This is a genomic window from Micromonospora sp. PTRAS2, assembly GCF_054052245.1.
Genome location: NZ_JBSWBU010000019.1, coordinates 1 through 20,173, shown reverse-complemented (window position 1 = coordinate 20,173; position 20,173 = coordinate 1). Strand labels below are relative to the sequence as shown.

Genomic DNA, 20,173 nt, shown 5'->3' with positions numbered 1-20,173 from the left:
CAAGCCGCAGTCGAGACACGGACGGCGCGCACCACGTACCCTCTCTTGCATGTCCTCCCCCGCCACGGGCGCGGTCAAGGTTGCGCCGCGCCGGTCGAGCCGGTTCGTTGCCTGGGTACGCGCGTGGCGCGCCGGGCTCGTGCCGTACGACGAGGTCGCCGAGGAGATCGCCGGCGACGAGGAGCACCTCGTCGCCGACGCCCCCGGCACCTGGACCGACGTCCCGCTGCGCGACGCGCTGCCCGCCCTGGCGAAGCTCTCGCCGGACGAGATCCGGCTGGTGCTGCCCGTGCCCGGCGACCCCCGGGGGCTGCCCGGCCCGGGCGACTTCACCGGCGCGGCGCTGCTCACCGGCGAGGCGGTCGTCGCCGGGGGGATCGGGGTGATCCCGGAGGTCCGCACGCACACCTCCGGCTCGGGCATGACCTGGGAGACGGTGCTGTGGCGGTGCTACCCGCTGCCCGCCGACGCCCCCGCCGCGTCGCTCGGCTCGCCCGGCGCCGCCGAGGCGGAGGCGGAGCTGGCCACCGCGCTCGCCGAGACCACCGCCGCGCTGACCCGGCTCGACGTCGCCCAGTGGCGGCCCGAGCTGGCCGGGGCGCTGGAGGCGCTGCGCCGCCCCGACGGCACCACCGACCTGCCGCCGGGCTTCGACCCGCGGGCGCGCCGGCTGTTCGCCCGCGCCGCCGTGCTGGACCGGGTGCTGGCGTTGGCCGGGCACAGCGCGCCCGGCGGGGCGGTCAACAACCACGAGGCCCAGCAGCGCGACGCGGCGCTGCGCCCGCTCACCACGGCCTGCCGGCAGGCCCTCGTCGCCGCCTGCAACGCCCCGCTGCGCCCCTGACCGGTCCCGCCCTCGTCGGGCGGGCTCGGGTCAGATCTCGTCCATCAGGTCCGCCACCGAGCCGACGATCCGCGACGGCCGGTACGGGTACCGCTCCGCCTCCGTGCGGGTGCTGATCCCGGTCAGCACGAGGATCGTCTCCAGCCCGGCCTCCAGGCCGCACAGGACGTCGGTGTCCATCCGGTCGCCGATCATCGCGGTCGACTCGGAGTGCGCGTTGATCGTGTTGAGCGCCGACCGCATCATCATCGGGTTCGGCTTGCCGACGAAGTACGGCTCGACCCCGGTCGCCTTCGAGATCATCGCCGCGACCGAGCCGGCCGCCGGCAACGCCCCCTCCACCGACGGGCCGGTCACGTCCGGGTTGGTGCAGATGAACCGGGCCCCGTCGTTGATCAGGCGGACCGCCTTGGTGATCGCCTCGAAGCTGTACGTGCGGGTCTCCCCCAGCACCACGTAGTCCGGGGCGAAGTCGGTCAGCACGTACCCGACGGCGTGCAGGGCCGTGGTCAGCCCGGCCTCCCCGATCACGTACGCGGTGCCGCCCGGCCGCTGGTCGGCGAGGAACTGGGCGGTGGCCAGCGCCGCCGTCCACAGCGCGTGCTCGGGCACCTCGAAGCCCATCCGGGTCAGCCGCGCCTGCAGGTCGCGCGGCGTGTAGATCGAGTTGTTGGTGAGGATCAGGAACGGCTTGCCGGAGGAGCGCAGCTTGTTGATGAACTCCGGCGCGCCGGGCACCGGCTGGCCCTCGTGCACCAGCACGCCGTCCATGTCTGTCAGCCAGCTCTGCACCGGCTTGCGTTCGTACATTCGTCGTCCCAGGGGGTGTCGGGTGGCGGGGCAGGACCGGGGGGACCCGGGGTCAGGGGCGGCGGGCCGGCACGCAGCACACCGTGGGGCAGGTGTCCCACAGCGGCAGCTCGCCGAGGCGGCGGCGCAGCCGCTCGCCGCCGGGCTCCGTGCGCTCGGCGACCAGCTCGCGCACCATCGCCACGAAGCGCGGGTCGGTGCCCGGGGTGCCGGCCCGGGCGAACTCCAGGCCGAGCCGCTTGGCGGTTTCCAGCGCCTCGGTGTCGAGGTCCCAGACCACTTCCAGGTGGTCGGAGACGAACCCGATCGGGCTCACCACCACGCCCGTGGTCCCGGCCTCGGCGAGGGCGGCGAGGTGGTCGTTGACGTCCGGCTCCAGCCACGGTACGTGCGGCGGGCCCGACCGGCTCTGCCACACCAGGTCGTACGGCAGGTCGGGCGCGGCGGACGCGTGCACCAGGCGGGCGGTCTCGGCGAGCTGCGCCTCGTACCGGCCGCCGTGCGGGCCGGCGTTCGCGGCCGCCGAGGTGGGGATCGAGTGGGCGGTGAACACCAGCCGGGTGGTGGCCCGCTTCGCCGGGTCGAGCTGACCCAACGCCGCGCGCACCGCGTCGGCGTGCGGCTCGACGAAGCCGGGATGATCCCAGAACTGACGCAGCTTCTCGATCACGGGGGCGTCGGGGCCGACGGCGGCCCGGGCGGCGGCGATGTCCTCCTGGTATTGCCGGCAGGACGAGTAGCCGCCGTACGCGCTGGTCACGAATGCCAGGGCCCGGGTGACACCGTCGTCGCGCATCCGCGCCACGGTGTCGGCGAGCATCGGGTCCCAGTTGCGGTTGCCCCAGTAGACGGGCAGGTCGACGCCGTGGGCGGCGAAGTCCGCCCGGATCGCCGCGAGCAGCTCCCGGCACTGCTGGTTGATCGGGGAGACCCCGCCGAAGTGCAGGTAGTGCTCGGCGACCTCCGCCAGCCGCTCCGGGGGCACGCCGCGCCCCCGCGTCACGTTCTGCAGGAAGGGCAGCACGTCCTCGGGCCGCTCGGGTCCGCCGAAGGAGACCAGCACCAACGCGTCGTACACCATGGGCCCATTCTTCCCCGCGCCCGGCGACGGCCCTGCGACGCCCCCTGGTCCCGGCGGTAAGGTCCCCCGGTCTCCGGCGTTAAGAAGGGGCCCCTGCTATACCGAATGCGTTAACAGGGGGCCCTTCCTTCGGCTCAGGCGGCGCCGAGGGCGTGGTAGCCGCCGTCGACGTGGACGATCTCGCCGGTGGTCGCCGGGAACCAGTTCGACAGCAGCGCCAGGCAGGCGCGCGCCGCCGGCGCCTGGTCGGTGAGGTCCCAGCCCAGCGGCGCCCGCGCGGACCAGGCGTCCTCGAACTGGACGAAGCCGGGAATCGACTTCGCGGCCATGGTGCGCAGCGGCCCGGCGGCGACCAGGTTGCTGCGGATGCCCTGCTTGCCCAGGTGCAGCGCCAGGTAGCGCGACGCCGACTCCAGCCCGGCCTTGGCCACGCCCATCCAGTCGTAGACCGGCCACGCCTTGGTGGCGTCGAAGGTGAGCCCGACCACCGCGCCGCCCGGCGACATCAGCGGCAGCGCCGCCATGGCCAGCGACTTGTAGGAGTACGTCGAGACGTGCAGGGCGGTGGCCACGTCCTCCCACGGCGCGTCGAGGAAGCCGCCGCCGAGGCAGCTCTGCGGCGCGAACCCGATCGAGTGCACCACCCCGTCGAGGCCGTCGACGTGCTCCCGGACCTTGTCGGCCAGGCCGGCGAGGTGCTCGGGGTTGGTCACGTCCAGCTCGATCACCGGGGCCGGCTCGGGCAGCCGCCGGGCGATCCGCTCGACCAGGGAGAGCCGGCCGAAGCCGGTGAGCACGACCTGCGCGCCGTTCTCCTGGGCGATCTTCGCCACGGAGAAGGCGATCGAGGCGTCGGTGATGACGCCGGTGACCAGCAGCCGCTTACCGGCCAGCAGTCCGGACATGTGCGAGTTCCTCCGTTGGGATTCGTGCGGTGGGCACGGTGGCGGCGTCGACGACCCGGGCGGGGCCGGTCAGTGGCCCATGCCGAGGCCGCCGTCGACCGGGATCACGGCGCCGGTGACGTAGCCGGCGGCGTCGGAGGCCAGCCAGGTGACCACTGCGGCCACCTCCTCGGGCGCGGCGAGCCGGCCGGCCGGGATGGCCTTCACGTACTCCGCCCGCCGCTCCTCGGGCAGGGCGGCCGTCATGTCGGTGTCGATGAAGCCGGGCGCGACGACGTTGGCGGTGATGTTGCGCCCGCCCAGCTCCCGGGTGATCGAGCGGGCCACGCCGACCAGGCCGGCCTTGCTCGCCGCGTAGTTGACCTGCCCGGGGCCGCCGTAGAGGCCGACGACCGAGGAGATGAAGATCATGCGACCCCACCGGGCGCGGAGCATCTTCTTGGACGCCCGGCTGGCGCAGCGGAACGCGCCGGTGAGGTTGGTGTCCAGCACCCGGGTGAACTGCTCCTCCGACATGCGCATGATCAGCGTGTCGTCGGTGATGCCGGCGTTGGCGACCAGCACCTCCACCGGGCCCAGCTCGGCCTCGACGGCGGTGAAGGCGGCGTCGACGGAGGCGGAGTCGGTCACGTCGCAGACGACGCCGAACAGCCCCTCGGGCGCGTCGCCGCTACGGTGCGTGATCGCCACCCGGTCACCCTGCTTGGCGAACGCCTGCGCGATGGCCAGGCCGATCCCCCGGTTGCCGCCGGTCACCAGCACGGTACGGGCCACGGGTCCCCCTCTTGCTCAGCTGATCCACGTCGGTCCGGAGCCTAGGCGTTACCGGCAGGTAAGCGCTAACGCACCCCCGCGCCACGCGGACCTGGTGCAAGGAAGGGCCCCCTGTTAACGCTTTCCGAGGTAAAAGGTGCCCCGCTTAACAGCGGCGGATCGGCGGACGGCCGCAGCCCTTGCGGGGGAACGGTTTCCGGGATCCGCCGGCCGTCCGGCCGAGTGCGGGCCGTGCCGTGAGCGGATGTACGATGATCCGCGTTCCGGGCCAGGCCGACCGCAGGAGGTGATCGCTGTGCGAGATAGCGATCCTCCCAGTCGTGGCCGGGCCGAACGTCAGCCCCGCTGAGCCACGACTCAGCAGGTGAGCTGACCCAGCTCCGCTCCTTCCGCACCGCCCGCCCCTCAGCCGAGAGCCGAGGGTGGTGCCTTCGGCCCTCGGCCGAAGGTGGCGACCGGGCAGCGCCGTCCGACCAGGACGGGGAGGGGGCACCCCGGTCACGACTTCGTGTGCGCGCCCCGTCTTCCCTCGCGGTCCACCACGCAGCGTGGACCGTCCAGTCGCCACCGGAGCCTTCCCATGAGCCGTTACGTCGCACCGCTGGGCTTCACCCTCGCCGCCGTCTGGGTGGCCGTCGTCTTCGTGCTGGCCAGCGCCGGCCACTGACCGCGCCGCCACGGAAACCCCGCCGCCACGGAAACCCCGCCCGGCGGCGGTGGCCGCGCACCAGGCCACCGCGCTCAGGGCCACGCACCAGCCACCGGCCACCGGGCCGGCAGCCCCGGCACGGCGGTCGCGCCGGGGCCGTCCCGGGCGGGCTGCGGCCCGCCCGGCCTCAGATCAGCCGGGACGTCCAGAGCAGGCTGGTGGCGCCCGCGCACAGCGCCAGCAACAGGGCCAGACCGGCGTACCACTGGGTGATCTCGCGCGGCTCGGTGCGGAACCCGATCGAGCTGCCCATGTCCTGGTAGACCTGCTTCAGCTCGCTCACCGAGGCGGCCTCGTAGAAGTAGCCCTCGGTCGTCTCGGCCAGCTCGGCCAGCGCCATCCGGTCCACCGGCACCCGCTGCAACTGACCGCCGATGTCGACCTGCCCGTCGTCGGTGCCGAACGCGATGGTGGAGACCGGCACGTTGGCCGCCTGCGCGGCCGCCGCCGCCTCCTCCACCGAGCGCCCCGAGGTGCGGAACCCGTCGGAGAGCAGCACGATCCGGGCCGGCGGGATGCCCGCCGCGCCGTCGGCCGGCACCGACCGGATCGCCTCCAGGCAGGTGAAGACCGCCTCGCCGGTCGCGGTCGCCTCGGCCAGCACCAGCCCGTCGATCGCGGCCGTCACCGCGTCGCGGTCCTTCGTCGGCGGGACCAGCACGTTCGCCGCCTTCGCGAACGAGACGAGACCGAGGTTGTAGGTCTGCGGCAGCTCGCCGACGAACTGCTTGGCCGCCTCCTGGGCAGCCTCCAGCCGGTTCGGCGCGACGTCGTCGGCCTGCATCGACAGCGACACGTCGATCGCCAGCATGACGGTAGCCCGCTCCAGCGGCTCCCGGGTGTCGATCGCCGGCCGGGCCAGCGCCGTGGCCAGCACCAGCAGGCAGAGCAGGAACGCCACCGCCGGCACGTGCCGCCGCCAGCCCAGCCCCTTCGGCGCGAGGGTGCGCAGCAGGTCCACGTTGGTGAACCGCATCGCGTACGCCCGGCGGCGGCGCTGCCGCCACACGTACAGCGCGGCGAGGGCGAGTGCCGGCAGCACGGCCAGCAGCCACCACGGTTGCAGAAAACGGATCATCGTGTCGTCCCCCGGGTGCGGGCGTGCCGCTGCGCGGCGACGAAGCGCACCATGTCGAGCAGCCAGTCGGTGTCGGTGCGAAGTCGCAGGTGGGCCGCGCCGGCCCCGCGCAGCTGCGCGGCGATCTCCGCCCGCTGGGCGGCGGCGGCGTCGGCGTACCGGCGGCGCAGCCGGGGGTCGGCGGTCTGCACCTCGTGCAGCTCACCGGTCTCCGGGTCGACCACCGGCAGCACGCCCACGTCGGGCAGCTCCAGCTCGCGCGGGTCGACCACCTCGATCGCCAGCACGTCGTGCCGGACCCGCAGCTTGCGCAGGGGCCGCGCCCACTGCTGCGGCGGCGCGAGGAAGTCGGAGATCACCACCGCGACGCCGCGGCGGCGGGGCGGCCGGTTCAGCGCGTCGACCAGCGCGCCCAGGTCGCTGCGCCCGGGCCGGATCTCGGTGCCGGCGATCGCCCGCAGCAGGCCCTGCGTCTCCCGGCGCCCGCCCCGGGCGGGCAGCCGCACCAGCCGCCCCGGGCCGGGCGGGAGCGCCGCGCCACGGCGGCCGGTCGGGGCCTGCGGGTCCGCGCCGCTGCCGACCACCGCCCCGATCCGGTTGCCGCCGCGCACGGTCAGGTGGGCCAGCGCGGCGGCGGCGGCCACCACGACGTCCCGCTTGAGCCACCGGCCGGTGCCGAAGTCGAGGCTCGCCGACAGGTCCACCGCGAGCCACGTCTCCAGCTCCCGGTCGGCCACCGTGCGGCGCACGTGCGGCATCGTCGTGCGGGCGGTCACCGGCCAGTCCATCCGGCGTACGTCGTCGCCGGGGCGGTACTCGCGCGACTCCCCCGCCTCGCTGCCGGGGCCGGGCAGCAGGCCGGCGTAGTCGCCCTGGAGCAGGCCGTCGAGCTTGCGGGTGACCAGCAACTGGAGTCGGGACAGCACCGCCTCGCTGCGCGGCGCGGCGGCGGGCGAGATCGGGGTTCGCGTACCCGATGAGGGGTGGGGGTCGGCTGGGGTCACGGCCGCTGCCCGGGCCACCCGGCGGCGGCCGGCGGCGCGCCGCCCGGGGTGGCCTGCTGGCGCGGGGCCACCGACGGCAGCGGGATCGTCGACATCACCCGGTGCACGACGTGGTCGGCCGGCACGTCGTCGGCGAGCGCGTCGTAGCTGAGCACCAGCCGGTGGCGCAGGATGTCCGGTGCGATGTCCTGCACGTCCTGCGGCAGGGCGTAGTCGCGGCCGCGCAGCAGCGCCAGCGCCCGGGTCGCCCGCACCAGGCCGAGCGAGGCGCGGGGGCTGGCGCCGTACTGGATCAGTTGCGCGACGTCGGGCATGCCGTGCTCCGCGGGGGTACGCGTGGCCAGCACCAGCCGCACCGCGTAGTCGACCAGCGCGTTGTGCACGAAGACCTGGTCGGCCTTGCGTTGCAGGGCGATCAGGTCGGCGGTGTCGAAGACCCGCGCCGGCTCCGGCGGGGCCACGCCCATCCGGTAGACGATCTCCCGCTCCTCGGCGTCGGTCGGGTACCCGACGACGATCTTCATGAGGAAGCGGTCCCGCTGCGCCTCGGGCAGCGGGTAGACGCCCTCCTGCTCGATCGGGTTCTGCGTGGCCATCACGAGGAACGGGTCGGGCACCCGGTGGGTCTGCCCGCCGATGGACACCTGCCGCTCGCTCATCACCTCCAGCAGGGCGGACTGCACCTTCGCCGGGGCACGGTTGATCTCGTCCGCGAGCAGGAAGTTGACGAACACCGGGCCCAGCTCGACGTCGAACTTCTCGCTGGACTGCCGGTAGATCCGGGTGCCCATGATGTCGGCGGGCACCAGGTCCGGGGTGAACTGCACCCGGGCGAACGACCCGCCGACCACCCGGGCGAGGGTCTCCACGGCCAGGGTCTTCGCCACCCCGGGGACGCCCTCCAGCAGGCAGTGGCCCCGGGCGAGCAGCGCCACGAACATCCGCTCGACCATCCGGTCCTGCCCGACGATCACCCGCTTGATCTCGAACAGCGCCTTCTCCAGCAGCGTCGCGTCCTGCGCGGGTGTGCTCGTCGGCGGCGCGGCGGCGGACGGGGGCGGGGGCGGCGCGCTGCCGTTCGGCGTCGGGGCGTCGGGCGTGGTCGGCTGGGCCACCGGTCCTCCACAGCATTGGTCGATCGTCGCGGCGTGGTGCGTGGTGCGTATCAAGACTCGCATGCCCGGCTGAGTGCCGAGGCGGGGAGAAGCCGTTTTTCGCCACGCCGTCCTGGGGTTGGAGAATCGCCGGTCACGGGTTTACAGCAGGGGGTCCGGCGTGTGTACCATTCACCCCGTCGCCGGGCGGCTCCCCCCGTGGCCGCCCGGCGCTCAATCTCCGCCCCGCGCCCCTAGACTGGCCCGGATGAGCATCCCCCGTCCCCCCGGTGACGCGCCGATCTGTTCGGCACGGGGCTGCCGCGCCCCGGCGCAGTGGGCGTTGCGCTGGAACAATCCCCGCCTGCACACCGCCGACCGGCGCAAGACCTGGCTCGCCTGCGCCGACCACCGTGCCTCGCTCGGCGACTTCCTCGACGCACGGGGCTTCCTCCGGGAAGTCGCGCCACTGGCTGGATCGCCTACGCTCGACGGGTGAGCGCGCGCAGCGGACGTCCCCGGTGACCGGCGAGCCCCCCGGCGGCCCCCCACCGCACCCGGTCGGGCCGCACCCGGTCGGGCCACCCCCCACCGCGCCCCCGCCGGGCCCGCCCGCCGTGGCGGGTCACCCGGCGTCCGGGCCGCTGGCGGCGTACCCGCCCGGGCCCCTGGAGCCGTGGCCGGCGACCGTGCGCTGGCAGTCGGTCTCCACCGACCTGATCTGGGTCGAGCTGCTGCGCCTGGCGGCGCTGGTCGGGGTGGTGCTGCTGGGGCTGGCGGTCGGCTGGGCGGTGAGCGGGCACTGGCTGTTCGGGGCAGCCCTCGGTGCGGTCGTGCTGGCCGGGGCGTGGCGGGTCGTCACGACCGTCCGGGCGGTGCACGTCTGGGGGTACGCCGAGCGCGAGAACGACCTGCTCGTCCGGCACGGGCTGCTGGTCCGCCGGCTGTCCATCGTGCCGTACTCGCGGATGCAGTTCGTCGACGTCAGCGCCGGCCCCCTGGAGCGGGCGTTCGACCTGGCGACGGTGCAGTTGCACACGGCCGCGGCGGCCAGCGACGCCCGCGTGCCGGGCCTGCGCCCGGCGGAGGCGGCGCGGCTGCGCGACCGGCTCACCGCCCTCGGCGAGGACCGCGCGGAGGGCCTGTGACCCACCCCGGCCCCGAGCTGCCCCGCCCGGTCACCGACGCGCCGCCGGCACCCCAGGACGACCACGCGCCACCCGCACCGCACGACGGCCCACCCTCTGACGCGCCACCCGCACCGCACGACCACCCGGTCGGCGGCGTGGAACCCCGGCGGCGGCTGCACCCGTTGAGCCCGGCCCTGCACGGGGCCAAGTCGCTGGTCGTGGTCGTCGCGGGCCTGTCCTGGTCGACGCTGTCGCGGGTCGGCTTCGGCTGGTTCGCGGCGATGGCGACCGTGCTCGCCCTCGGCGCGACGGTGCTCGCGGTGGTGAGCTGGTACAACACCGGCTACCACGTGGTCGGCCGGGAGCTGCGCGTGTACGAGGGGCTGCTGTGGCGGCGCACCCGGGCCATCCCGCTGGAGCGCCTCCAGGCCGTCGAGGTGGTCCGCCCGCTGCTCGCCCAGCTCACCGGCCTGGCCGAGCTGCGGCTGGAGGTGGTCGGCGGCGGCAAGACCGAGGCGCCGCTGGCGTACCTGGGGGTGGCCGAGGCCGCCGCCCTGCGACAGCGGCTGCTCGCGCTCGCCGGCCCCGCGCCGCACCCGGGGACGGCCGCGCCGCAGCCGTCCGCCTCGGCCGGGCCGACGGTCGCGCCCGTGCCGCCCGGGCGGGCCCTGCACGCCGTGGCGAACCGGGACCTGCTGGTCAGCCAGCTGCTCACCCCGCAGGCGTTCCTGCTCCCCTTCGGCGTGGCCTTCGTCGTGGCGCAGTTCCTCTCCGAGGGCTCGTGGTCGTTCATCGCGGTGGCGAGCACGATCACCGCGATGGCCGGCGTGCTGCTGCAACCGATCCGCCGGGTGCTCGACGACTGGAACTTCCGGCTGGCCCGCGACGAGGGCACCCTGCGGGTCCGCAACGGGCTGTTGGAGACCCGGGCGCAGACGGTGCCGCTGAACCGGGTGCAGACCGTCGGGGTGACCTGGCCGCTGCTCTGGCGGGCCAAGGGCTGGCTGCGGCTGCGCCTGGAGGTCGCCGGCTACTCCGGCGGCGAGGCCGACGACCGGAACCGGCCGGACCGGCTGCTGCCGGTGGGCGACCAGGAGACCGGCGAGCGGATCGTCGCCGAGGTGCTGCCAGGGGTGCGGCTGAGCGGGCTGGCGACCGGCCTCCCGCCGGCCCGGGCCCGGTGGCTGCGCCCGCTGGGCTGGCGCGCGGTCGGTGCCGGGCTCGACGAGCGGGTCTTCGCCGCCCGGTCCGGCCTGCTCACCCGGCAGCTCACCGTCGTGCCGTACGCCCGGATCCAGAGCGTGCGGGTGACCCAGGGCCCGGCGCAGCGGCGGTTGCGGCTGGCCACCGTGCACGCGGACACGGCAGGCGGCGCGGGCGCCGCCGCCCTCGACCGCGACCTCGACGAGGCGTGGTGGCTGGCGGCGGAGCTGACGGCCTGGGCACACGCCGCCCACCGCGCCCGCTGAGCCGCAACGCGGCCGGATCGGATGCGGGGGCGCGGCTCAGCGGGTCGCCGGCACCGCCGGCGGTCCGGCGACCGGGTCGGCCGGCTCCGCGCCGCGCGGCCCGCCGTCGGCCGGCTCCGAGCCGGGGGTACGGCGGGCCCGGCGCGCCGCCCACCAGCGCTCGCCCAGGCCGACGACCAGGAAGGTCAGCCCCACGTACGCCCAGCCGACCAGCACGTCGATGACGTAGTGCTCGCCGGAGTAGACCAGGGTGAACGTCATCGCCAGCGGGTACGCCAGCAGCAGCGGCCACCAGCGGCGGCGGGTCGAGCGGAGGAAGAACACCACCACGAACAGGGCGAACGCGGTGTGCAGCGACGGCATCGCGGCCACCGGGTTGGACGCGATCTGCCCGGCGTTAAGCAGGTTGCCGGCGCCGTGCATGCCGAATGCCTTCCAGCCCCGGGTGGAGATCCGCGCCACCTCGGTGAGCAGGCCGTTCTGCGCCGCCCACCAGGGCGGGGCCGCCGGGTAGAGGAAGTAGGTGACCAGCCCCGACGCGCACAGGAACCCCCAGCGGCGCATGAACGCCGCCCAGCGGTGCCGGTCGCGCAGCCAGAGCACGGCGGCGGCGGCGAGCGCCACCACGAAGTGCGAGAAGTACACCCAGCTCGCCGCCACGTCCCACCAGCGCACCTCAGGGCGGTAGAGGTGCTCCTGCAACCAGACGGTCGGCACCTGGCCGCCGGTGGCCCAGCCGAACATGAACCGGTCGGCGACGATCAGCTCCATCGCGTGCGGGGTGGCCCCGTTGTCGGCGAACCCCCGGGACAGGTTGTAGACGGCGAGCAGCAGCACCACGGGCACCCAGTCGCGGGCGAAGCGCAGGTGGCTGCGCCACGGGCGGCGGGAGTTCCAGGCGATGGTGGCCGCCCAGATCCACAGGAACGCGTAGGCCGGGTCGGTGGGCAGGCCGATGACGAACCAACCGGCCACGAAGGCGACCGCCCAGGCCGCCATGGCGACCACACGGCGACGACCGCCGTCGGAGGGCTCCGGTGGTCCGGTGGGGGCGGGGGGCTGGGGGTCAGTCACGACGGCCATCGCCGTCCAGGTTAGCGGCGGCGCCCTCCCCGCCGACGGCGGCCTCGCCGGTCGACGACGGCCTCGCCGAATGCGCGACGGCGGCCCCCTCGGGTCGTGGCGGCGGCCTCGCCGGATGCGCGGCGGCGGCCGGAACGGCGGACGTCGACCACCTAGGCTGTGCCCATGCAGGAGCAGTCGGAGCATTCCCTCGCGCCGGGCCGGGCCGCCCGCGTCGAGCTGACCGTGACCGACGCCGACACGGCGCTGGCCGTCGGCTCCGGCGACGTCGCGGTGCTCGGCACCCCCCGGGTGGTCGCGCTGGCCGAGGCGGCCACGGTGGCGGCGACCGCCGGGGCGCTGCCGCCCGACGGCACGACGGTCGGGACCCGGGTCGAGCTGGACCACCTCGCCCCCACGCCGGTCGGGCGGACGGTGGTCGCGCAGGCCCGGCTCACCGACGTCGACGGGCGGCGGCTGGGCTTCGAGGTGACGGTCACCGACGACGCCGGCCAGAGCGTGGCGCGGGGACGGGTGGAGCGGGTGCTGGTCGACCGGCGGCGTTTCGCCGCGCGGGCCACCGGCGCGCCGGCCGGGGCGGGCACGCCGTGACGCCGCGGTTCGTCGAGGTCGCCGACCGGGTGTACGTGCTGCGCGAGCCGCTGCTCGACGTCAACGTCACGCTGGTCGTCGGCGACGGCGCGGCGCTGGTGGTGGACACGCTCTCCACCGCCGGGCAGGCCGCCGAACTGGTCGCCGCCGCCCGCGCGGTCACCCCGCACCCGTGGACGGTGGTGAACACCCACCACCACTTCGACCACTGCTTCGGCAACGCCGTCGTCGCCGGTGACCCGGCCGCCCCCGTCTACGCGCACGAGGTCGCCGCCGTGGCGCTGCGGGACCGCCCCGACGAGGTGCGCCGGGCCGCGTACGAGGAGATGCGCGCCGCCCGGCCGGAGCTGGCCGCCGAGCTGGCCAGCACCCGGCTGCTGGCCCCGACCCACGTCGTACGCGGGGAGACGGTGCTGGACGTGGGCGGCCGGCGGGTGGTGCTGCGCCACCCGGGCCACGGGCACACCGACGCCGACCTGGTGGTGCACGTGCCGGACGCGGACGTGCTGGTCGCCGGGGACCTGGTGGAGCAGAGCGGTCCGCCGGCGTTCGAGGAGTCGTACCCGTTGCAGTGGCCGGACGCGCTCGCCGAGGTGCTCCGGCTCACCACCCCGGGCACGGTGGTCGTGCCGGGGCACGGCGACCTGGTCGACGCGGAGTTCGTCCGGGTCCAGCACGGGCAGCTGGCCGAGCTGTCCTGGCTGATCCGGGCCGGCCACACCGGCGGGGCCCCACCGGAGCGGGTGGCCGCCGAGGCGCCCTTCGGTGCCCGCGCCGCCCTCACCGCCGCCCGCCGCGGCTACGCCGAACTGGACGGCACCGGCTGACGTTCCGCCCGCCGGCACGGGCCGCCCCGCGCCGGGTCAGGCGGGGAAGCGGGTCAGGACCTCGGGGCGGGTGGGCATGGCGACCGCGCCGCCCGGCGACTCACAGACCAGGCCGGCCACCCGCAGCGCGAAGGCGACCCGGCGGTGCCAGTCGGCGGGATCGGTGGGCTCCCCGTCGACCAGCAGCTCGGCGACGAGCGCCCCCATCACCGAGTCGCCCGCACCCGTGGCGTCCACCGCGCGCACCTTCGGCGCGGGCACGCGTACCGGATCGGCGTTGGCGGCGGCGACGACCGCGCCCTCCGCGCCGAGGGTGACCACGACGGTGGCCGCCCCCAGCTCCCGCAGGTACGCCGCGACCCCCTCGACCGGCTCGCCGGGATAGAGCAGCTCCGCGTCGGCGGCGCTGAGCTTGACCAGGTGGGCGGAGGCGGCGAACTCCGCGACCGTCTGGCGCAGATCGGCCAGCGCGGCGGGGCCGTCGAGCAGCCGGGGTCGGACGTTCGGGTCGAACACGCGCAGCCCGCCCGCGAGGGACCAGGCCCGGCGCGCGGCGGCCAGGACGGTCGGCGACAGCAGCACGATCGAGCCGCAGTAGAGCACGTCGGCGCCCCCGACCAGGTCCGCGTCCAGGGCGTCGGCGGTGAGCAGCCCGTAGGACGGCGGTTCGCCGTAGAAGCGGAAGTCCGGTTCGGCGCCGGTGTGGGTGGCCACCGCCAGGGCGGTCGCCGCGGGCACGGTGACCGCCCCGGCCAGCCCGACGCCCGAGTCAGTCAAAAAGGCGCGGATCCGGTCGGCGAGCGCGTCGTCGCCGAGCGAGCCGACGAACTGCACCGACCCGCCGAGCCGGGCCACCCCGACGGCGACGTTGAGCGGGCCGCCGCCGATCGCCTGGCGGAAGACGGGCTGCCCGTCGCACTCCGCGTCGAGCAGGTCGATCAGTGCCTCGCCGAGCACCACCGCGTATCCCATCGTGGCCCTTCCGTCGCCTCCGCTGCCGTACCCCCGATCCTGTCCTACCTGGCGACGACGCCGGCACCGAACCCCCACCTGACGGGGCCACGGCCCGGGCGACACCCCGATATCATCGACAGTCAACTATTGCGGCGGTCGGCATCGGCGTGGTGAGATGACGCTGCCGGTCGATGCGAGGGGCTGTCGCGTCCGCCGGCATCGGGAGAGAGCCAGCGCGAGGGGCACACCGGTCCGCCGAGGCGGACCGTCGGTGACGCGCGCCGTCGGCCCACGGGCAGGGGCGCGGCACCGCGATCGTGACATCCGCTCGTCGCAGCGGAACGGCCGGTGCGGTCGTTCCGCGAGTCAGGAGAACCCCGTGACCCGTTCCCGCACGGCCGCGCTGCTCATCGCGGCCGCCACCCTCGCCGCGGGTGCCGCCACCATCGTGGCCAGCCCCGACCCGGCCGCCGCCCACGGCGCATCGATGACCCCCGGTGCCCGGACCTACCTGTGCTGGAAGGACGGCCTCACCCCCACGGGTGAGATCAAGCCGATCAACCCGGCCTGCTCGGCCGCGGTCGCCGAGAACGGGGCCAACTCGCTGTACAACTGGTTCAGCGTGCTGCGCTCGGACGCCGGCGGCCGCACCGTCGGCTTCATCCCCGACGGCAAGCTGTGCAGCGGTGGCAACCCCGGCTTCAGCGGCTACGACGCGCCCCGCACCGACTGGCCGCTGACCCACCTGACCGCCGGTGCCCGGTTCGACTTCAAGTACAGCAACTGGGCCCACCACCCGGGCACCTTCTACTTCTACGTGACGAAGGACAGCTGGAGCCCGACCCGGGCCCTGGCCTGGAGCGACCTGGAGGAGCAGCCCTTCCTCACGGTGACCAACCCGCCGCAGAACGGCCCGGTGGGCACCAACGAGGGGCACTACTACTTCAGCGGCAACATGCCGTCGGGCAAGAGCGGCCGGCACATCATCTACTCGCGCTGGGTCCGCTCGGACAGCCAGGAGAACTTCTTCGGCTGTTCGGACGTCACCTTCGACGGCGGCAACGGCCAGGTGACCGGCATCGGCGGCACCCCGAACCCGACCACCCCGGCGCCGACCCCGACCACCCCCGGGCCGACCCCGACCACGCCGGGGCCGAACCCGACCACGCCCGGGTCGACGACGCCGCCGCCGGCCGGCGGTGACTGCATGGCGACCTACAAGGTGGTCAGCTCCTGGTCCGGCGGGTTCCAGGGCGAGGTGGCCATCATGAACCACGGCTCGACGCCGTTCACCGGCTGGAAGGCGACCCTGACCTGGTCGACCGGCCAGACCATCAACAGCCTGTGGAACGGCACCTACACCACGTCCGGGTCGACGGTGACGGTCACCAACAGCCCCTACAACGGGACGGTCGCGCCGGAGGGGACCACCGCCTTCGGCTTCGTCGCCAGCGGCACAAGCTCGCTGCCGACGGTGAGCTGCACCCGCGCGTGACCTGACCGCGCGTCGGCGGAGCCGGCGCGCGGTGCACGAAAGGGCCCCCGCCGTCGGCGGGGGCCCTTTCCCGGTCTGCGCTGCCCGGCCTAGCGGACCATGGAGCCGACGACCGGCTTCGTCAGCAGCGCCGACTGGTTGCGCTGGATGCCCGGGTCGAGCGTCTTGGCCACGAAGATCGCGTGCCAGATGCAGAAGATCAGCACCGTCCACACCTTGCGGGAGTGGTCGGCCTCCTCCCGCTTGTGCTCCTCCAGGAGCCGCATCGCGTACGACAGGTCGATCAGCTCGCCCGCGCCGGAGTTGGACAGCACCCAGCGGGCCCACTCGTACATCTCGCCGCGCAGCCAGACCCGCGTCGGGGTGGGGAAGCCCAGCTTCCTGCGGTTGACGATGGCCGGCGGCACGACGCCCTGCAGCGCCTGGCGCATGGCGTACTTGGTGGCGTCGGAGCGCGGCGGGAGCTTCAGGTCCACCGGGATGGTGGCCGCCACGTCGAACACCTCCTTGTCGAGGAACGGCACCCGGACCTCCAGCGAGTGCGCCATCGAGATCCGGTCGGCCTTGACCAGGATGTCGCCGCGCAGCCAGGTGTAGAGGTCGACGTACTGCATCTTGGTGACGTCGTCGAGCTCGGTGCACTCGGCGTAGATCGGGGCGGTGACGTCGGTGTAGCGCACCGAGGGGTCGTAGCGGCGCAGCAGGTGCTGCTTCTCCTCCTCGGTGAACATCCGGGCGTTGCCGTAGTAGCGCTGCTCGATCGGGGTGGTGCCGCGCTCCAGGAAGCTCTTGCCCTTGACGCCCTGCGGGATGGCCTTGGAGACCGCGCGCAGCCCCTTCTGCACCCCGCCGGGCAGGCCGTTGACCGCGCCGAGGGACAGCGGCTCCCGGTAGATGGTGTAGCCGCCGAAGAACTCGTCGGCGCCCTCGCCGGAGAGGACCACGGTGACGTGCTCGGCGGCCTTCTTCGCCACGAAGTACAGCGGCACGAGCGCCGGGTCGGCCACCGGGTCGTCGAGGTGCCAGACGATCTTCGGCAGCGCGTCGATCATGTCCTGCGGCCCGATCTTGGTCGGGATCGTGGTCACGTCGAGGTGCCGGGCCGAGTCCTGGGCGACGTCGATCTCCGAGTAGCCGGGGACGTCGTAGCCGACGGTGAAGGTGAGGATGTGCGGGTTGAACTCGCGGGCCAGGGCCACCACGGCGGTGGAGTCGATGCCGCTGGACAGGAACGAGCCGACCGGCACGTCCGAGCGCATGTGCATCCGGACGCTCTCCCGCAGCGTCTCCCGGATGTGGTGGTAGAGCCGCTGTTCGTCGGCGACCGGGGTGGGCCGGAACACCGGGCGGTACCACCGGCGCACGTCGATCCGGCCGCCCGGGGTCCAGGTGAGGTATTCCCCCGACCCGATGCGGCTGATCCCCTGGTGCAGGGTGCCGGGCTCCGGGACGTACTGCAGGGTCAGGTAGTGGCTGAGGTTGGCCGTGTCGATGCCGGCGTCCCCGGCGTACGCCGACTGGGCGAACGGCAGCAGCGCCTTCTTCTCGGAGGCGAGGTAGAGCCCGTCGGCGGTCTCCAGGTAGTGCAGCGGCTTGATGCCGAAGTTGTCGCGCGCGCCGAACGCGCGGCGCTCCTGCCGGTCCCAGATCACGAAGGCGAACATGCCGCGCAGCCGGGTGAGCACCTGCTCGCCCCAGTAGTGGTAGCCGGCGACGATCACCTCGCCGTCGCCGGCGGTGGCGAACTGCGCGCCGAAGTTGCGGACCAGCTCGTCGCGCAGCTCGATGTAGTTGTAGATCTCGCCGTTGAAGGTCAGCAGGTAGCGCCCGCCCGCGTACGGCAGCGGCTCGTGGCTGGACGCCACGTCGATGATCGCCAGGCGCTTGTGCGCGAAGACCCCGTCGGCGTACTGGCCGCTCGCGTCGCCGACCACCTCGACCCCGGTCTCGTCCGGTCCGCGGTGGTGCAGGCATTCCAACGCCCCCGCGATGTGTTCGCGGTGGGCGGCGGCGTTGCCGTTAGCGCTGAAGAAGGCCAGAAGTCCGCACATGGTGGTCATCTTTCCACGCGGCGCGGGCGGCCGTCGCGGGCACCGCAGGGTCTCCGCCCGCGCCTGCGCCGGGGTACCGTCTGGACCAGCGACGAGGCGGAGGGAGCGGAGCATGAGCGAGGACCGGACGGACGGCCAGCCGGCGGACGGCACGGAGTCGCACGACCCGGATTTCCCGGAGGCGTTCCTGTCGTTCATGCGCCAGGGCTGGCGGGACACGACCCTGCCGGTCGGCCCCCGGGTGGAGGTGCCCAACCACGCCAAGCGGCGGGCCGCGCTCTCCGCGGCGTTCCCGGGCGAGACGCTGGTGATCCCCACGGGCGGGGAGAAGACGCGCGCCAACGACACCGAGTACCGGTTCCGGCCGGGCAGCGACTTCGCGTACCTGACCGGCGACCACGACCCGGACAGCGTGCTCGTGCTGCGCCCGAACGGCTCGGGGCACGACCCCGTGCTCTACATGCGGCCCCGCTCCTCGCGGGACAACGACGAGTTCTTCCGCAGCCGGCACGGCGAGCTGTGGGTGGGCCGGCGGCACACCCTCGCGGAGAAGTCGACGGAGCTGGGCCTGCCCACGGCCGACCTGGCCGGGCTGGACGCGGCGCTGGCCGACCTGGCCCCGGGGCGCACGCGGGTGCTGCGCGGCTTCGACGCCCGCGTCGACGCGGCCGTGCGCCCGTACGACGGGCCCCGGGAGGAGGGCCAGCCGGCCCGCGACCGGGAGCTGGCCATCGCGATCTCCGAGCTGAAGCTGGTCAAGGACGAGTGGGAGATCGCCCAGCTCCAGGACGCGATCGACGCCACCGTGCGCGGCTTCGAGGACGTGGCCCGGGTGCTGCCGGCCGACCGGGGCGTCTCGGAGCGGCTGCTGGAGGGCGTCTTCGCGCTGCGGGCCCGGCACGACGGCAACGACGTCGGCTACGGCTCGATCGTCGGGGCCGGCGAGCACGCCACGATCCTGCACTGGGTGCACAACCACGGCACCACCCGGCCGGGCGAGCTGCTGCTGATGGACATGGGCGTGGAGAACCGCAACCTCTACACCGCCGATGTCACCCGGGTGCTGCCGGTCGGCGGCCGGTTCACTCCGCTGCAACGCCAGGTCTACGACATCGTGTACGCCTCGCAGCAGGCCGGCATCGACTTCATCAAGCCGGGAGTGAAGTTCAAGGACGTCCATCTGACCTGCATGCGGGTGCTCGCGGAGGGGCTGCACGACCTGGGCCTGCTGCCGGTGAGCGTGGACGAGGCGATGGACGAGAAGTCGACGGTCTACCGCCGCTGGACGCTGCACGGCTTCGGGCACATGCTCGGCATCGACGTGCACGACTGCTCGAACGCCCGCAAGGAGGCGTACCGCGACGGCGCGCTCGGCGAGGGCTACGTGCTCACCGTGGAGCCGGGGCTCTACTTCCAGCCCGAGGACGACCTGGTCCCGGAGGAGCTGCGCGGCATCGGCATCCGGATCGAGGACGACGTGCTGGTCACGGCGACCGGCGCGGTCAACCTGTCGGCGGGGCTGCCGCGCCGGGCCGACGAGGTGGAGAGCTGGCTCGCCGAGCAGCGCGAGGTGGGTTTCCGCCTGCCCGGCTGACCTGTTTCGGCCACTGACGGGCCCCGTGGGGGGCGGGTGACGGTTCGACCGTCGCCGCGCCCCCGGCGGGGCCCGTCGCCGTATGGCAGTCCGCCCGTTCGGCATACTTGATGCCCCTTTCGGGGCCAATGCGGGCTTTACTCGGATATGACCTCCTCGCGAGGAAACTTCTCATACGGTGGGCATCAGAACGCTGCAACCGATTTGTAGCTGGTCGCGCCTCCTCGGGCGGTGCGGCCCCGTCTGGTAGCAGGAAAGGGCGGAAGGCTCTGATGTCCCACGACGAAACGATTCCCGACGGCGGGGTGCACACCGTCCCGCCGGCACCGGCGAAGAGGCGGCGGGCGCTCTGGGTCGCCACCGGCGTGGCCGGCCTCACCGGCGTCGTCGGCCTGGCGGCGCTCGGCGGATTGGCCGCCCGCGACGACCCGTCCGACGATGCACAGCGGCTGTCCGACCAGCACTCCGCGACGGCCCGGCAGAACGTCAGCGACGCCGGCGGGGCGCAGGACGACGGCAGGAACGCCGACGAGGACGCCGAACGACACGGCGGTCAGGACCCCGGCGAGCAGGACGAGTGGTCCGGGCAGGACGACTGGTCCGCCGGGGGCGGCCGGCCCGAGGGCAAGGGCGAGGACCGCAAGGCCGAGGACTGGGGTCGGGTGCAGGAGGTGCCGTGC

General features: G+C 74.3%; 18 protein-coding genes and 1 pseudogene. 9 read left to right on the top strand and 10 right to left on the bottom strand.

The genetic code is table 11. The features are described from left to right. Positions 1–49 precede the first annotated feature (49 nt). Positions 50–844 carry a hypothetical protein gene (locus ACVMYR_RS30975; RefSeq protein ID WP_077939227.1) on the top strand — a complete coding sequence of 265 codons (795 nt, stop codon included), beginning with the start codon at positions 50–52 and terminating at the stop codon, positions 842–844. Positions 845–874: 30 nt separating this feature from the next. Here the strand turns inward: ACVMYR_RS30975 and ACVMYR_RS30970 are convergent, their stop codons facing one another. The 7 genes from ACVMYR_RS30970 to ACVMYR_RS30940 form a co-directional block, all read right to left on the bottom strand. Then, positions 875–1,654 (bottom strand): HAD-IIA family hydrolase, encoded by a 780-nt coding sequence (locus tag ACVMYR_RS30970; protein ID WP_043967624.1) that lies wholly within the window; start codon positions 1,652–1,654, stop codon positions 875–877. A 52-nt stretch (positions 1,655–1,706) separates the two neighbouring features. Next, positions 1,707–2,735 carry a ferrochelatase gene (locus ACVMYR_RS30965; protein WP_077939226.1) on the bottom strand — a complete coding sequence of 343 codons (1,029 nt, stop codon included), beginning with the start codon at positions 2,733–2,735 and terminating at the stop codon, positions 1,707–1,709. Between the two features lie 134 nt (positions 2,736–2,869). Further along, on the bottom strand, positions 2,870–3,640 hold the full coding sequence (gene fabI, locus ACVMYR_RS30960; protein WP_457123480.1) for an enoyl-ACP reductase FabI: 771 nt from the start codon (positions 3,638–3,640) through the stop codon (positions 2,870–2,872). Positions 3,641–3,709: 69 nt separating this feature from the next. Beyond that, a complete protein-coding gene (fabG, locus tag ACVMYR_RS30955; protein WP_043967618.1) occupies positions 3,710–4,414 on the bottom strand; it encodes a beta-ketoacyl-ACP reductase in 705 nt (234 codons plus the stop codon). A gap of 836 nt (positions 4,415–5,250) precedes the next feature. After that, the gene (locus ACVMYR_RS30950) at positions 5,251–6,201 is read right to left on the bottom strand and encodes a VWA domain-containing protein (protein ID WP_043967613.1); all 951 of its coding nucleotides are present in this window, start codon (positions 6,199–6,201) and stop codon (positions 5,251–5,253) included. Continuing rightward, a complete protein-coding gene (locus tag ACVMYR_RS30945) occupies positions 6,198–7,223 on the bottom strand; it encodes a DUF58 domain-containing protein (protein WP_457123479.1) in 1,026 nt (341 codons plus the stop codon). Before ACVMYR_RS30945 ends, ACVMYR_RS30950 begins: the two co-directional genes overlap by 4 nt. Further along, the gene (locus ACVMYR_RS30940) at positions 7,202–8,320 is read right to left on the bottom strand and encodes an AAA family ATPase (protein WP_077939223.1); all 1,119 of its coding nucleotides are present in this window, start codon (positions 8,318–8,320) and stop codon (positions 7,202–7,204) included. The genes ACVMYR_RS30945 and ACVMYR_RS30940 overlap by 22 nt, the downstream gene beginning before the upstream one ends. A gap of 247 nt (positions 8,321–8,567) precedes the next feature. Here ACVMYR_RS30940 and ACVMYR_RS30935 point away from each other — a divergent pair, with 247 nt between their 5' ends. The 3 genes from ACVMYR_RS30935 (at position 8,568) to ACVMYR_RS30925 (ending at position 10,898) form a co-directional block, all read left to right on the top strand. After that, positions 8,568–8,798 (top strand): hypothetical protein, encoded by a 231-nt coding sequence (locus tag ACVMYR_RS30935; protein WP_091278608.1) that lies wholly within the window; start codon positions 8,568–8,570, stop codon positions 8,796–8,798. Positions 8,799–8,916: 118 nt separating this feature from the next. Beyond that, positions 8,917–9,447, top strand: a complete 531-nt coding sequence (locus ACVMYR_RS30930; RefSeq protein ID WP_077939221.1) for a PH domain-containing protein — start codon at positions 8,917–8,919, stop codon at positions 9,445–9,447. Beyond that, complete coding sequence (locus ACVMYR_RS30925) at positions 9,444–10,898, top strand: PH domain-containing protein (RefSeq protein WP_457123478.1); 1,455 nt, start codon at positions 9,444–9,446, stop codon at positions 10,896–10,898. The genes ACVMYR_RS30930 and ACVMYR_RS30925 overlap by 4 nt, the downstream gene beginning before the upstream one ends. Before the next feature lie 36 nt (positions 10,899–10,934). Here the strand turns inward: ACVMYR_RS30925 and ACVMYR_RS30920 are convergent, their stop codons facing one another. Further along, positions 10,935–11,981, bottom strand: a complete 1,047-nt coding sequence (locus ACVMYR_RS30920; RefSeq protein ID WP_091278605.1) for a phosphatase PAP2 family protein — start codon at positions 11,979–11,981, stop codon at positions 10,935–10,937. A 165-nt stretch (positions 11,982–12,146) separates the two neighbouring features. On the opposite strand from ACVMYR_RS30920, the gene ACVMYR_RS30915 reads away from it, so the two are divergent. After that, positions 12,147–12,572: a thioesterase family protein gene (locus tag ACVMYR_RS30915; protein ID WP_077939217.1), complete on the top strand. Its 426-nt coding sequence runs from the start codon at positions 12,147–12,149 to the stop codon at positions 12,570–12,572. Beyond that, entirely contained in the window at positions 12,569–13,399 is an 831-nt protein-coding gene (locus ACVMYR_RS30910) for an MBL fold metallo-hydrolase (protein ID WP_396787949.1), read from the top strand. Before ACVMYR_RS30915 ends, ACVMYR_RS30910 begins: the two co-directional genes overlap by 4 nt. Before the next feature lie 36 nt (positions 13,400–13,435). Here the strand turns inward: ACVMYR_RS30910 and ACVMYR_RS30905 are convergent, their stop codons facing one another. After that, entirely contained in the window at positions 13,436–14,371 is a 936-nt protein-coding gene (locus ACVMYR_RS30905; RefSeq protein ID WP_457123477.1) for a carbohydrate kinase family protein, read from the bottom strand. A 361-nt stretch (positions 14,372–14,732) separates the two neighbouring features. On the opposite strand from ACVMYR_RS30905, the gene ACVMYR_RS30900 reads away from it, so the two are divergent. Then, positions 14,733–15,848 carry a lytic polysaccharide monooxygenase gene (locus tag ACVMYR_RS30900; protein ID WP_077939214.1) on the top strand — a complete coding sequence of 372 codons (1,116 nt, stop codon included), beginning with the start codon at positions 14,733–14,735 and terminating at the stop codon, positions 15,846–15,848. Positions 15,849–15,937: 89 nt separating this feature from the next. Here ACVMYR_RS30900 and asnB read toward each other — a convergent pair whose 3' ends face one another. After that, positions 15,938–17,899: an asparagine synthase (glutamine-hydrolyzing) gene (gene asnB, locus ACVMYR_RS30895; RefSeq protein ID WP_077939220.1), complete on the bottom strand. Its 1,962-nt coding sequence runs from the start codon at positions 17,897–17,899 to the stop codon at positions 15,938–15,940. Positions 17,900–18,011: 112 nt separating this feature from the next. Here asnB and ACVMYR_RS30890 point away from each other — a divergent pair, with 112 nt between their 5' ends. Then, on the top strand, positions 18,012–19,493 hold the full coding sequence (locus ACVMYR_RS30890; protein WP_077939213.1) for an aminopeptidase P family protein: 1,482 nt from the start codon (positions 18,012–18,014) through the stop codon (positions 19,491–19,493). Positions 19,494–19,765: 272 nt separating this feature from the next. Next, positions 19,766–20,173 (top strand): annotated as a pseudogene (locus ACVMYR_RS30885) (hypothetical protein); the annotation flags it as partial.